We start from the raw sequence: 13,609 nt of genomic DNA, 5'->3' as shown, positions 1-13,609 counted from the left end.
TGAAGGGTTACCGTAGGTAGTTTCGACCAACCCCTCCCCAGCGGAGATACTCGCTAGTAACGTACGCGCTTCCAACAGCGCACACGCGCTTCTGCCTTGCAGTCCTTCCCCGGGCCCGAGCCATGCAAGGAGCAGCACCCTCATGTCGTACGAGCCTCCGAACCACCCCCGGTACCAGCCCCGCCACCAACGGCCGCAGCCCTCCCACCGGCCCCAGTACCAGCCTCCCCAGGACCCCGGCTTCCTGCTGCCCTGGCAGAGTTCGGCGCCCGCGACCCCACCGCAGTGGCCGAATCCGCCCGTCACCCCCGTCCCCGCCCCCGGCCACCACAGCGACCTGCGCAGACTGCGCGCCGCCTACCGCATACTGCGGCGCGGCGCGACGCTCACCGCGCTCGGCTTCTTCACGCTCTTCCTCCTGCTGTCCGGCTTCGCACCGGGCCTGATGACCCACCCCCTCGGCAGCGGCGTCACCACCGGACTCGCACTCGGGCTGTGCCAGCTCCCGGTGACCCTGCTCGCGATCGCCCTGTACGAACGGACCGCCCGGCACACGGTCGATCCGCTCTCCGCCGAACTCCGCAGAACAGGAGGGGCCCGATGAACGGATTCAACGAGTCCGCACAGACGATGTCCCTGGTGGCGTTCATCGCCGTGGCCACCGTCACCCTGCTGCTCTGCGTGATGACCGGCCCGGACCGCGACGACCTCGACGAGTTCTACACCGGCTACCGCTCGCTCTCCCCGATCCGCAACGGCCTCGCCATCGCCGGCGACTACCTCTCCGCCGCCACCCTCCTCGGCACCACCGGAATCATCGCTCTCACCGGATACGACGGGCTCGTACTCGCCCTGAGCACCGCCCTCTCGCTCGTCCTGCTGATGTTCCTGCTCGCCGAACCCCTGCACAATGCGGGCCGGTTCACGATGGGCGACATACTCACCCGCCGCGCCCCCGGCCGCGCGGTCCGCATCGCCGCGTGCGCGGTCACCCTCGCCGCACTCCTCCCCCTGATGGTCGTACAGCTCGCGGGCAGCGGTGACCTGCTCGCCTTCATCCTGGGATTCGACAACTCCGGGTTCCGCACCGGCGCGATCATCGTGCTCGGCATCGTGATGATCAGCTATGCGGCGATCGGCGGGATGAAGGGCACCGCCCTCATCCAGATCCTCAAGACGGTCTTCCTCGTCGCCGCCTGCCTCACCATCGCCGTACTCGTCATGAACCACTACGACTGGTCCACCGGCGCACTCCTCGCAGCAGCACAGCACGGCAGCGGCGCCGGGGCCGCCTATCTCCACTCGGGGCTCCAGTTCGGCGGCAGCGGCCTCGACATGGTCAGCTCCGAACTGACCGTGGTGCTCGGCGCCGCCTGCCTGCCGCACATCACCATGCGCATGTCGAGCGGCCGCAGCGCACAGGACGTCCGCCGCTCACTGTCCTGGGCGATCTCCGTGGTCGTCGGACTCTGCCTGCTGCTCACCGTGATCGGCTTCGGCGCCGCGGCTCTCGTCGGCCACGACCTGATCGTCGCCGCCGGAGCCCAGGGCAACGGTGCGATCCTGCAGGTCAGCGGGGCGGTCGCGGGCAGCAGCGGGCTCGGCGCGCTGGTCGTCACGACCATGACGACGGCCATCTTCCTGACACTGCTCGCCTCCGTCGCCGGCATGATCCTGGCCTGCGCGAACTCCCTCGCCCACGACCTGTTCGCCCACGGGCTGCACGGAACACGCAACCGGAACAAGGAACCGGTCGCCGGCCGCATCGAAATGGGCACGGCGCAAGGAGCCGCAGTCGCCGTCGGCCTGCTCGCGATCACTCTCGCGGTCCTCGCCCGGCACTGGAACCTCCAGGCGATGGTGACGCTCTCCTTCTGCGTCGGGGCATCGGCACTGGCCCCCGCGCTCGTCTACAGCATGTTCTGGCGGCGCTACACCCGTACGGGCCTGCTCTGCACCCTCATCGGCGGCACCACCGCCGTATTCGTCCTGATCACCGGCACCAATCTGGTCTCCGGCTCCCCCGGCGCCGTCTTCCCCGGACACGACTTCAACTGGTTCCCGTTCACCACGACGGGCCTCGTCTCCATCCCGATCGGCTTCCTGGCGGGCTGGCTGGGCACGGTACGCAGCCGGCGTACGGCCACCGAGGAACGCAGCCAGTACGAGGCCGTCGAACCGTGGATCCTGGCAGGCGCACCCCCGGCAGCGACACGCCGCTGACCCTCGCGCACCCCTGCACGGACCGACCGGGACCGGTCCACGCGCGGACTCCGTCTCCGTCCGCTCGGCCCCGCGACACCCGGCCCCGCGACACCCGGCCCCGGGGCGCTCGGCCCCGGGGCGCTCGGTCCCGGGGTGCTCGGTCCCGGGGTGCTCAGTCCCCCACCTGAGCCCCACGCCCGGTGAGCGCCGCGAGCGAGTTCCGTACGTGCGCCATGTGCGCCTGGACCTCCTCGCGGCCCTCGTCGTGCTCCCGCAGGACCCGCTCCGTCTCCCGGACCACCCGCTCCTCACGCACCCGCGCCACCGCGATCAGCTCCGCGCCCTGCGCCTCGGCGTCCTGCTGGCCGTGCCGCGCCGCCTCCACCGTCTCCGCCAGCGCCCGCCGCGCCTCGTCCAGGCGGGCCTCCGCCTGCTCCGTCAGCGCGTCGAGACGCACGGCCTGCGCCGCCTCGGCGTCGGCCAGCTCACGCTCGGACGCCTGCCACCGCTCGCTGTGCTCCTGCTCCTGGTGGGCCAGCACGCCCGCAGTACGGCGGCGCGTCCCGGACATCGCGGCCTCCGCCTCGTCGCGCACCTCCGCAGCACCCTTGCGGGCCGCGGCAACCATCTCGTCGGCGCTCCGCTGCGCGGCGGACACCGTCCGGTCGGCCTGCGCCTCGGCGGCCGACCGGATCGCGTCGGAATCCGCACGGGCCGAGTCGCGGAGCGTACGCGCTGCCGCATCCGCCGCATCCCGCAGCGCCTGCGCCTCCTCCAGCGCGGCACTGCGCACGGCCTCGGCCTCCCCCTCGGTGAGTGACAGGATCTCCTGCGCCCGCTCACCGAGCGAGTCGTACGTCGGCGGAGCGAGCGCGGCCACGGCCTCGGCCAGCCGGGCCGACTCGGCCCCCAGCTCCTCGGCCCGCGCGGTCAGCCGGGACAGCATCGCCCACGCCGCGTCCCGCTCCGCCGACAGACCGGCCACGGTCCCGTCCACCTGCTCCGGGCGGTAACCACGTCCGCGCACCGCGACGAAGCCATGCGCGGACACCGGTGCAGCACTCATCCTTGACGCCTCTCTCCGACTCTCCGACCACCAAGCAATACGCCAAGGATGCGGCAATTGGCTGAGAAGTCCGAATCGTTTCGCTTCTTTCCGGACGGAAGCGACGGGTCTCACAGGACCGGCACCGGACACAGAAAGGCGCCCGGCCCCTCACGGGGTCCGGGCGCCTCTCACACAGAACAGCAGGTCAGATCAGGCCGTCCCACATCTGCTCCAGCAGCACCGACCACCAGCTCTCCGGCGACGCCAGCGCCGCCGCGTCCAGCGCCACCAGCTGCGCCTGGAAATCGACCGTCCAGCGACCCGCCTGCTCCGGATTCAGACCGAAGCGCAGCCGCCACATCCGGCCCAGCAGCGCCATCGAACGCACGAACTCCGGCAACCCGGTGTTCACGAACTGCGGCGGCACCGACTGCCCACCGGGACCCGCCTCGACCGGCACGGCCACGATGTTCGCCGTGCCGTACTGCACACAGATCGCCCGCCCGAAGTCGGACCCCATGACGAGATACGACCCCGCATCGGCAGCCGGCTGCACCTGCCGCTGCACAGCCAGCTCCGCCAGCGTCGGCACCACCGGCTGACCCGGCTGCGCCCAGAAGAACGGACCGAAGTCGGCGGGCAGACCCGCCCACACCAACGTCCGCGCCACGATCTCCGGCACCCCCTGCCGGGACACCGCACGCTGGTCGAAACGGAGCACACCCTGCGGCCCGAAGGACTGCATCAGCTCCTCCGCGACGGCCTCCGGCGGGAGCGGCATCGCCGGCGGCATCTGCGGCAACGGGGCCCGCACCGGCGCCGGCCGCGCCGGACCGTCCGCCACCTGGTGCAGCTCGCCCTGGTGCGTGAGCAGATGCTGCATGCCCTGCTGACGACTGGCGTGATCGGTGCCGTACGGAGCCACGCTGGTGATCCGGACCTGCGGCCAGGTCTCCCGGATCATCCGCGCACAGTAGCCACCGGGCAGCTCGCACGACTCCAGCTCGGTGTGCAGCTCGATGACCTGCTGCGGCGGCACATTCATGGCCCGCAACTCGTGCAGCATCTGCCACTCGGGGTGCGGGGTGCCGGGCGCCGACCGGCGGATCAACTGCTGCTCGCTGCCGTCGGGCGCGCGAAAACGCAGCACGGCCTGATACCCGGGGCCGACGGTCGGCTGACCCGCCGGTGCCTGCGGATAGCCGTACGCCGGGGGCGGCGGGGTGTGCGGATTCGGCGGTACGGGACCGGGGGCGCCGACCGGCGGCATCCCGGGCGCACCGGGCGGACCAGGAGGCTGCGGAGCGGGCGGCCCGGCCTGGCCGGGACCCGCGAGCATTGTGGCGGCATGGTGCGCACCGCCACCGGGCGGCGCCGGAGGCGGCGGCGTGGAACCGGGCGGGCCGGGCGGCTGCGGCGCACCGGGCGGACCCGGAGGCCTCGGGGCACTCGGACCACCCAGGCTCGGATCGGCCAGCACGGTCGCAGCGTGGTCGAAACCGCCACCGGGCGGCGGCGTCGAACCAGGAGGACCGGGCGGACCGGGAGGCTGCGGAACACCGGGCGCACCGGGCGGACCCGGAGGCCTCGGCGCACTCGGACCACCCGGACCCGGATCGGCCAGCATCGTCGCCGCCCGGTCGAAACCGCCACCGGGCGGCGGCGTCGAAGCAGCAGGAGCAGGGGGCGCGGGCGGGCCGGGAGGACCGGGCCGCTGAGGCGCACCCGGCGGACCGGCCTGCGAGACGAGCTGCGTCGGCACATAACCGCCCGCCGGAACACCGGGCGTACCCGGCCCCGAAGGCGGCGGCACCGGCACACCCGGCCGGGCACCCGGCGTACCGGGAGCACCCGGCGGCGGCGGAGCCGTCGGACCGCCCCCACGCGCACCACGCGGCGGCCGCACGGCCTTGCTGGTCGCCGCATCCGCGATGTCACCGCTCCCGGGACCGGCCGGCGCACCAGGACCCTGCGCACCCGGACCCTGCGGATTCAGCCCCGGAGCGACCGCCGTCCGCGGCAGCTGACTGCCGCCGGACATCAGCGCGGTCGGCGCATCCGCCGACACCACCGGCGGCGGAGTGCCGTCGTCATCGGCGCCCGAGAGCGGCGGCGCGAACACCGTGGCCGGCAGCTCGACCGCCCCGTCGTCGGAGTCCGCATTGGTATCGGTACCCGCCCACGGCGTCGACCCGCTCGGCGACGACGCCGGAACGCCGTCCTGCGCCGTCGGCTCGTACGCGACCTGCCCAGCGGGAGCCGCCCACGGCGTCCCACCCGACGGCGCCCCCGAAGCATCCACAGCCTGAGGAGAAGAAGAGGAAGAAGACGGAGAAGGAGGGGGAGTCTCCCCCGAACGCTCCGCCCGGCGATCCGGAATCCCGAGCTTGTCCGCCGCCTCCTGGAGCCACTCCGGCGGACTCAGCAGGAACGACGTCTGATTCAGATCGACACGCTGCGGCGGCTCCGGAGCCGCCGGCGCCGCATCGACCGCGCCGTACTCCTCCTCGTACCGCCGTATCACCTCACCCACCGGCAACCCCGGCCACAACGTGGCCTCACCGCTGTCCCGCGCGATCACCAGCCGCTGCCGGCCACCGTCCGAGACCGGACCCTCCGCACGGTCCTCGGCCCACACCACGAAACCCAGCTCGAACTCACGGACCCGCACCTCACGATGCTGATACGCGGGCACCTCACCGTTGACCCACTCGTCCGCCCGCTCCTGCGCCTGCGCGAAGGTCACCATCGCGCTCACCCCTCCACCGGGACGGCGTACGCAAAGCCACCGTCCACCATCAGGTTTGCCACGGTCTCCAACTCCGGCGGGTTGCCCGCCAACCGCTGCAAAAACGCGTCGAAGTCCGCACCGCACGGCAGCAACAGCCGGTCCACGCGCTCCTGCACACCCCAGCCGTCCTGATCCCTGGCATCGTCGTACGCACAGAACCAGACCGAACCGACCCCGTCACCCCGGACCTTCACCGCGAGAATGCCGCCCTGGACGAAACCGACCCCCAGATAGTCCTTGGTCAGATGGTCCCGCAGGCACTTGTTCACATACACCAGGTCATTCACCGCGGCCTCGTCGCGCACCGTGAAGAACGGCTGGTCGACCAGGAGACCCAGCTCCGCATACAGCGCCGCACCGACCGGCGCCGAACCACCCGCCGCCTTCAAGAACGAGCGATACGCACCCGGCAGCCGGTATCCGAGATCCTCCTCCACACCCAGGATCTGCTGCTCACCGACCGCCACCGACCCCTTCGGAAGCCGGAAGTGCGCAGGCCGCGTCTCCTGCAACGGACGCGTACCCCGCTTGCTCTGATCGACCGCAGCCGTGGCCAGACCACCGTGATGCCGCAGCAACGCCTTGGCCTCGACCGGCACGAGCTCCATCCGCCGGCCGCCCGGCACGTGATGCCAGGTCCAACCATGCGGAGTGGCCACCGCCGGAATCGTGTCCCACAGCTCATGACCGGCCGCAGCCAACGCCGCATTGGCCGAAACGTAATCGGTGAGCCTCAACTCATCGACACCGAAGCCCTGCGGAGGCTCCGCTATCTCGGCGGCGGCACGCGCATACGGCGTGAAAACCGGACAGCCGTTCTCGTCCACGCGCACACCCCTCGGGTGGCGCGACGCCCGGACCGGATCCGGGAAGTGCACGACCTGCCCGGCATAGGCCGCGTTCGGTGGCGCGGCTTGCTGCCCGAGCCGACCTGTCGTCATGGCGGTTGCCCCCTGCTGCGTCTGACCGATGAGGACCGACCGGCCCATGGGGGCGGTCCTCGCACAGCCTATGCGGTGGCGCAACAGGGGGACCCGCCCCTCCACTTCACCCCCCGTTCCGATCACGAACCGTCACGAGCGGGTGACGGACAAGCGACGGTCCGGCCACTCCCCGCGACACGCAGACACGTTTCACCGCCCCAGCTTCCCCACCACCTGGCACATTTGGCAGGCTGTCACCGCAACCCGGGGACGTGCACACCTGCAGCTGCCGCTGCGGGCACGGGAGGGACATCCACACCATGCACACAGCACAAACAGTCACATCCGGGGACCCGCGCCTCAGCTGGAGCAGCACCGAGACCAGCCGCACACCCCGCCTGCACCACCGCCGCGACGGCATCCTGCCCGCCGTGGCCGCAGCACTGTCCGTCCGCGGCGAGACACTGACCTGCACAGCGGGCAAAGGCGACCAACCGCCCGTACTCCACCCACTCGTCCAGGACTTCCTCGACACCCTCACCAGCAACCAGCGCGAACGCTTCACCGGCCGCTGCCCCGAAGCCATACTGCTCTCCCGGCAACTCACCGCCGCCGAGACCGAACGGTCCAAGCGCGCCCAGCGCAAACCGCTCACCAACGGCGAAGCCCGCCGCGCACTCAAACACGCACGGCTCACCGCACGCCGCATCCGCGAGGACGGCGACCCCCTGCACGGCAGCTACGCACCGCCCTGCCGATCCTGCACGGCGATGCTCGCCCACTTCGGCGTACGCCCCGTCGACCTCACCACCAGCGCGGCAACCACCGCCGAGAAGGGCTGATCGCGCGCCGATGCACGACCGAACCGACCATCCCGACCTGCCCGAACAGGCCGACCGCACCACCCACGCGGACCGCACCGCCACGACCGCACGCTTCCCCGCCGACGTCGACGCCGCCCTGCGCACCGCAGGCTGGCAGCCCGGCCGCTGGGACATCCGGCAAGCAGAGGAATGGGCCGACGCACTGCGCGCCCACGCCTCCCCCGCCGGCCACCAGCACGCAGTCTTCCCCGCAGCGGTGGAGGCATGGGCCGAATTCGGCGGCCTGCTCATCACGGCCTCCGCACCCGGGCGGCACATCGCACCCGCCTCCGTACGCATCGACCCACTCAGCGCCCTGCACATGGCCCGCACACTCGCCGACCTCGGGCGGGCACTGGAGACCGAGGTCAGCCCGCTCGGCGAAGAAGGGAACGGACAGGCAGTCCTCGCGATCGACATCGAAGGACGCGTCTACAGCATCGATCACACCGGGGACTGGTACCTCGGCGCCGGCATCGACGAAGCACTGGCAACGCTGGTCGGGGGAATCCAGCCGGAACGGCTGACGTCCGGCTGAACCGGATTCCGCGGCGGGCACAACGGCAGGCCACGCCCGCCCCGCGGCCGTCCCGCCCTCGATCGCCGGACGGGCTCGACAGCCCGCCCCCGGTCCGGCACGACCGCCCCGTCGCCCGCTACGCCGGTCCCTGATCCGGCAGCACCGCCGAAACCCGGAAACCACCCGCGTCCGTCGGACCCGACACGAACACACCCCCCAGACCCAGCACCCGCTCCCGCATCCCCACCAGACCGTTGCCACCGCTCGGCAGCCCCGCATCCGCCGCAGCACCGTCCGACGGACCGTTCTCCACCTGCATCGCAACCTCCGAACCACGATGCGCCAACCGCACCCACGTCCTCGCACCCGCCGCATGCTTGTGGACGTTCGTCAACGCCTCCTGCACCACCCGGTACGCCGTCTGCTCCACCTCCGGCGCATACGGGCGCGCCTCACCGTCCACCGACAACTCCACCGTCATCCCCGCCGCCCGGGACTGCCCGACCAGCACCTCCACCTCGCGAAGCCGCGGCCCCTCCTCCGTGGCCGCCGCAGCCGCCGCAGCCGCCGCCCGGCCCACCGCGGCCAACGGCACCTTCGCCACCCGCGCCACCGCCGGATCACCCGTGCGCAGCACACCCAGCATCTCGCGCAACTCGGTCAACGCCTGTCGGCCCATATCGCCGACCAACGCCGCGTTCCGCACCGCCTTCGCCGGATCCTTCGGTGCCACCGCCTGCAGAGCCGCCGCATGCACCACCATCAAGCTGACCCGGTGCGCCACCACATCGTGCATCTCCCGCGCGATCCGCGTCCGCTCCTCCGTGCGCGCCCACTCCGCCCGCTCCTCGGCCCGGTCCGCGAGCAGCGACAACTCCCGCTCCAACGAATCCGCCCGCTCCCGCAAGCTCTCCATCAGCCGGCGCCGCGCCCCTATGTAAAGACCGAACAGCACCGGCGGGGCCGTCAGCCCCAGCGACATCAGAAGGGACAGCACGGGCACATACCAGTCACCGTGCCCCAGGTCCCCGGCGTGCACCGAGACACTCTGCTGCAACCGCACGTACGCGACGATGAACGTGCCCACCAAGGACATCCCCGTCAGCACCGCGGTGATTCTGCGCGGCACATCCGACGCGGCCAGCGTGTAGAGACCGACCAGGCCCATCAGATAGCCCATCTCGGCGGGCGTCGTCGCGATCGAGACCAGCACCACGGCGATCGGCCAGCGCCGCCGCACCACCAGCACGGACCCTGCAAGCAGCCCGAAAACCACTCCGAAAGGCACCGGCACCCCGGCGTCCCCCGCGAAACGCACCCCCTCCAACGCGCACTCCAGCGCGGACAGCAGCGCCAGCCACACATCCAGGACGACACTGCGCCGTCGCTCCCACCACGCATAGCCGCGAGTGGTCGATCCCGCGCCTTCCCGGTGTTCCCCCGTTGCGGTCATGGCATCCAGACTACGGGCGGCCGCATCCCATTTTCGGGCGACCTGGACAGCACGTACCGCGTTCGAACGGCGACGAAATGAGCGACGATCGCCCGAAATGGCGAATCGACCGCTCATTCGACCCAGACGTCCGCATTCCGGACAACACTTGATCCGTGACAGACATCACCAGCAAATACGCCGACTTCGAAAGCCTCCGCGAACAAGCCGTCGCTCTGCATCGCGAAGGCCTCAGCCGCCGCCAGATCCGCGACCGGCTGCTCGTGAACAACAACGACATCCTCAACCGCCTCCTCGAGGGCGAGCCCGCCCCGGAGTGGACGAAGCGCCCGAACACCAAGGACGAGCTGCGGGAAAAGGCCCGGGAGCTGCGCCGCCGGGGCATGACCTATGACCGGATACAGGTGGAGCTGGGCTGCTCCAAGAGTTCCATCTCGCTGTGGGTGCGGGATCTGCCGAAGCCGGCGCGCAACCGAACGCAGGAGGAAGCCTCAGCCATCGCCCGGCGCGGCTGGGAGGCAACGCTTCACAGGCGCGAGACGGAACGCCGGAAGACGCAGCAGGATGCGACGGACGAGATCGGTGCGATGAGCGATCGCGAACTCTTCCTGCTGGGCGTCGGCCTTTACTGGTCGGAGGGGTCGAAGTCCAAACCTCACCGCCTCGCGGAGAGAGTCACTTTCATCAACAGCGACCCTCGAATGATCGAGGTCTTCCTGACATGGCTCCAGCTCCTCGGCGTGAGTGCGCAGCAGTTGCGCTTTCACGTACACATCCACGAGACGGCGGACGTGACCGCGGCCGAGCAGTACTGGAGGGACCTGACCGGCGCCGACAGCGCGTCGTTCGGCAAGACGTCGATCAAGAAACACAACCCCAGGACGAACCGGAAGAACGTCGGCGAGGGCTACCGGGGCTGCCTGGTCGTACGCGTTCTCAAAAGCGCCGACCTGTACCGTCGCATCGAAGGCTGGTGGTGCGGCATAGTAGGGGCTGCAAAACGAGCCGATCATCAAAATCGGACATAAGGCGCACACCATCCCGGGTCGTCTAATGGCAGGACAAATGGTTTTGGTCCATTGAATGAGGGTTCGATTCCTTCCCCGGGAGCCCCTGAGTGCGGGCCCCGACCTCACCGGTCGGGGCCCGCACTCATGTCCGCCCCGTACGCCCCCGGTATCCTGCGGTTGTCCACCACCCAAAGCCGAAGGGCATATCTGTGAGCGTCCACAGCCCGGCAGCCGTCGTCGTCCTCGCAGCGGGTGAGGGCACCCGCATGAAGTCGAAGACCCCCAAGGTCCTGCACGAGATCTCCGGGCGCTCGCTCGTCGGGCATGTCGTCACCGCAGCCCGCGAGCTGGACCCCGAGCACCTCGTCGTGGTCGTGGGCCATGCGAGTGAGCAGGTCACCGCGCATCTCGCCACCGTCGACAGTCAGGTGCGGACCGCCTACCAGGCCGTTCAGGGCGGTACAGGCCACGCCGTGCGCGTCGCGCTCGAAGAGCTCGGCGGCGTGATCGAGGGCACCGTGATCGTCGTCTGCGGCGACACCCCGCTGCTCTCCGGCGACACGCTCACCGCGCTCGCGGCCACCCACTCGGCCGATGCCAACGCCGTCACCGTGCTGTCCGCGGAGGTCCCGGACGCCACGGGTTACGGCCGGATCGTCCGCGACGCGGCGAGCGGTGCGGTGACCGAGATCGTCGAGCACAAGGACGCGACCGACGCCCAGCGCGCGATCCGTGAGATCAACTCCGGCGTGTTCGCGTTCGACGGGCGGCTGCTCGCGGACGCGCTCGGCAAGGTCCGTACCGACAACAGCCAGGGCGAGGAGTACCTCACCGACGTGCTGTCCATCCTGCGTGAGGCCGGGCACCGTGTCGGTGCGTCGGTCGCGGCCGACCACCGCGAGATTCTCGGGATCAACAACCGGGTGCAGCTCGCGCAGGCCCGTGCGCTGCTGAACCAGCGGCTGCTGGAGCGGGCGATGCTGGCGGGTGTGACCGTGGTGGATCCGGCGACGACGGCGATGGATGCCACGGTGACGTACGAGCAGGACGCGATCGTGCACCCGGGTACGCAGCTGCTGGGCACCACGCATCTTGCGGAGGACGCGGAGGTCGGTCCGAACTCGCGGTTGACGGACACGACCGTCCATGCGGGGGCGCGGGTGGACAACACGGTTGCGGACCGGGCGGAGATCGGGCCGGGGGCGACGGTCGGCCCGTACGCGTATCTGCGTCCTGGTACGAGGCTCGGTGCGCAGGCGAAGGCCGGTACGTATGTGGAGATGAAGAACGCCACGATCGGTGAGGGCACGAAGGTGCCGCATCTGAGTTATGTGGGTGACGCGACGATCGGTGATCACACGAACATCGGTGCCGCGAGTGTCTTTGTGAACTACGACGGTGTGGCGAAGCACCACACGACGATCGGGTCTCACTGCCGGACCGGTTCGGACAATATGTTTGTGGCACCTGTCACGGTCGGGGACGGTGTGTACACCGCTGCGGGCTCGGTGATCACCAAGGACGTACCGCCCGGTTCGCTGGCTGTCGCCCGTGGCCAGCAAAGGAATATCGCGGGTTGGGTGGCTCGTAAGCGTCCGGGCAGTGCGGCTGCGCAAGCGGCTCAGGCGGCGGCGCAGGAAGGCGACGACGAAAGCTGACCGGAAACGGCTGCGTCGCGCACGGCGTACCGTGATAGATGCTCACCCCATTTCGGCTGGCTCGTTGCACATCGGACACATGCGTGCAGCGCCAGGAACACGTCTGAGGAGACTGTGCTGTGACCGGGATCAAGACGACCGGCGAGAAGAAACTGATGCTCTTCTCCGGCCGCGCCCACCCCGAGCTGGCCGAGGAGGTTGCGCACCAGTTGGGTGTCGGCCTCGTGCCGACGAAGGCCTTCGATTTCGCCAATGGTGAGATCTACGTCCGTTTCCAGGAGTCCGCCCGCGGCGCCGACTGCTTCCTGATCCAGAGCCACACGGCTCCGATCAACAAGTGGATCATGGAGCAGCTGATCATGCTGGACGCGCTGAAGCGCGCGTCGGCCCGTTCGATCACGGTGATCGTGCCGTTCTACGGTTACGCGCGCCAGGACAAGAAGCACCGTGGCCGCGAGCCGATCTCGGCTCGTCTGGTCGCTGATCTGATGAAGACCGCGGGTGCGGACCGCATCCTCACGGTCGACCTGCACACCGACCAGATCCAGGGCTTCTTCGACGGTCCGGTCGATCACCTCTTCGCGCTGCCGATCCTTGCCGACTACGTCGGTGCGAAGGTCGATCGTTCGAAGCTGACGATCGTCTCCCCGGATGCCGGACGTGTGCGCGTCGCCGACCGCTGGTGCGACCGCCTGGACGCGCCACTGGCGATCGTCCACAAGCGCCGCGACAAGGACGTCGCCAACCAGGTGACCGTCCACGAGGTCGTCGGCAACGTCAAGGGTCGGGTGTGTGTCCTGGTCGACGACATGATCGACACCGGTGGCACGATCTGTGCCGCTGCGGACGCCCTGTTCGCGCATGGTGCCGAGGACGTCATAGTGACGGCGACGCACGGTGTGCTGTCGGGTCCGGCGGCGGACCGGCTGAAGAATTCGAAGGTCAGCGAGTTCGTGTTCACGGACACGCTGCCGACGCCGGGTGAGCTGGAGCTCGACAAGATCACGGTGCTGTCGATCGCGCCGACGATCGCGCGTGCGGTGCGTGAGGTCTTCGAGGACGGTTCGGTGACGAGCCTCTTCGAGGAGCAGTAAGCAGCACTGCGGAAAAGATCCACTTTGGGTGCGGCCTCCCCGCC

General features: G+C 70.1%; 11 protein-coding genes and 1 tRNA gene. 8 read left to right on the top strand and 4 right to left on the bottom strand.

What is annotated here, in order from left to right:
* Positions 1 to 142 precede the first annotated feature (142 nt).
* Both OG878_RS23830 and OG878_RS23825 read left to right on the top strand, forming a co-directional pair.
* Positions 143 to 604: a DUF485 domain-containing protein gene (locus tag OG878_RS23830; protein WP_328888655.1), complete on the top strand. Its 462-nt coding sequence runs from the start codon at positions 143 to 145 to the stop codon at positions 602 to 604.
* Positions 601 to 2,223 carry a sodium/solute symporter gene (locus OG878_RS23825; protein ID WP_328888654.1) on the top strand — a complete coding sequence of 541 codons (1,623 nt, stop codon included), beginning with the start codon at positions 601 to 603 and terminating at the stop codon, positions 2,221 to 2,223. The genes OG878_RS23830 and OG878_RS23825 overlap by 4 nt, the downstream gene beginning before the upstream one ends.
* A gap of 154 nt (positions 2,224 to 2,377) precedes the next feature.
* On the opposite strand, the gene OG878_RS23820 is transcribed toward OG878_RS23825, so the two are convergent.
* From OG878_RS23820 to OG878_RS23810, 3 genes are all read right to left on the bottom strand, one after another.
* The gene (locus OG878_RS23820; RefSeq protein ID WP_328888653.1) at positions 2,378 to 3,271 is read right to left on the bottom strand and encodes a cellulose-binding protein; all 894 of its coding nucleotides are present in this window, start codon (positions 3,269 to 3,271) and stop codon (positions 2,378 to 2,380) included.
* 187 nt (positions 3,272 to 3,458) lie between these two features.
* On the bottom strand, positions 3,459 to 6,002 hold the full coding sequence (locus OG878_RS23815; protein ID WP_328891355.1) for an SUKH-4 family immunity protein: 2,544 nt from the start codon (positions 6,000 to 6,002) through the stop codon (positions 3,459 to 3,461).
* Between the two features lie 5 nt (positions 6,003 to 6,007).
* Positions 6,008 to 6,985 carry an SMI1/KNR4 family protein gene (locus tag OG878_RS23810; RefSeq protein ID WP_328891354.1) on the bottom strand — a complete coding sequence of 326 codons (978 nt, stop codon included), beginning with the start codon at positions 6,983 to 6,985 and terminating at the stop codon, positions 6,008 to 6,010.
* Positions 6,986 to 7,287: 302 nt separating this feature from the next.
* Between OG878_RS23810 and OG878_RS23805 the strand changes: the two genes are divergently transcribed.
* Entirely contained in the window at positions 7,288 to 7,809 is a 522-nt protein-coding gene (locus OG878_RS23805; RefSeq protein WP_328888652.1) for a YwqJ-related putative deaminase, read from the top strand.
* A gap of 10 nt (positions 7,810 to 7,819) precedes the next feature.
* A complete protein-coding gene (locus OG878_RS23800; protein WP_328888651.1) occupies positions 7,820 to 8,368 on the top strand; it encodes an SUKH-3 domain-containing protein in 549 nt (182 codons plus the stop codon).
* A gap of 118 nt (positions 8,369 to 8,486) precedes the next feature.
* Here the strand turns inward: OG878_RS23800 and OG878_RS23795 are convergent, their stop codons facing one another.
* On the bottom strand, positions 8,487 to 9,803 hold the full coding sequence (locus OG878_RS23795; protein WP_328888650.1) for a sensor histidine kinase: 1,317 nt from the start codon (positions 9,801 to 9,803) through the stop codon (positions 8,487 to 8,489).
* 155 nt (positions 9,804 to 9,958) lie between these two features.
* On the opposite strand from OG878_RS23795, the gene OG878_RS23790 reads away from it, so the two are divergent.
* From OG878_RS23790 to OG878_RS23775, 4 genes are all read left to right on the top strand, one after another.
* Positions 9,959 to 10,831, top strand: a complete 873-nt coding sequence (locus tag OG878_RS23790; protein WP_328888649.1) for a hypothetical protein — start codon at positions 9,959 to 9,961, stop codon at positions 10,829 to 10,831.
* Positions 10,832 to 10,842: 11 nt separating this feature from the next.
* Positions 10,843 to 10,913: transfer RNA gene (locus OG878_RS23785), tRNA-Gln, on the top strand.
* Positions 10,914 to 11,022: 109 nt separating this feature from the next.
* A complete protein-coding gene (glmU, locus tag OG878_RS23780; RefSeq protein ID WP_328888648.1) occupies positions 11,023 to 12,471 on the top strand; it encodes a bifunctional UDP-N-acetylglucosamine diphosphorylase/glucosamine-1-phosphate N-acetyltransferase GlmU in 1,449 nt (482 codons plus the stop codon).
* A 119-nt stretch (positions 12,472 to 12,590) separates the two neighbouring features.
* Positions 12,591 to 13,565, top strand: coding sequence for a ribose-phosphate diphosphokinase (locus OG878_RS23775; protein ID WP_030976866.1), 975 nt, complete (start codon positions 12,591 to 12,593; stop codon positions 13,563 to 13,565).
* Positions 13,566 to 13,609 lie beyond the last annotated feature (44 nt).

The organism is Streptomyces sp. NBC_00316 (assembly GCF_036158715.1).
In the GTDB taxonomy this organism is placed as follows: domain Bacteria; phylum Actinomycetota; class Actinomycetes; order Streptomycetales; family Streptomycetaceae; genus Streptomyces.
This window is presented reverse-complemented; position numbering and strand designations above follow the sequence as displayed.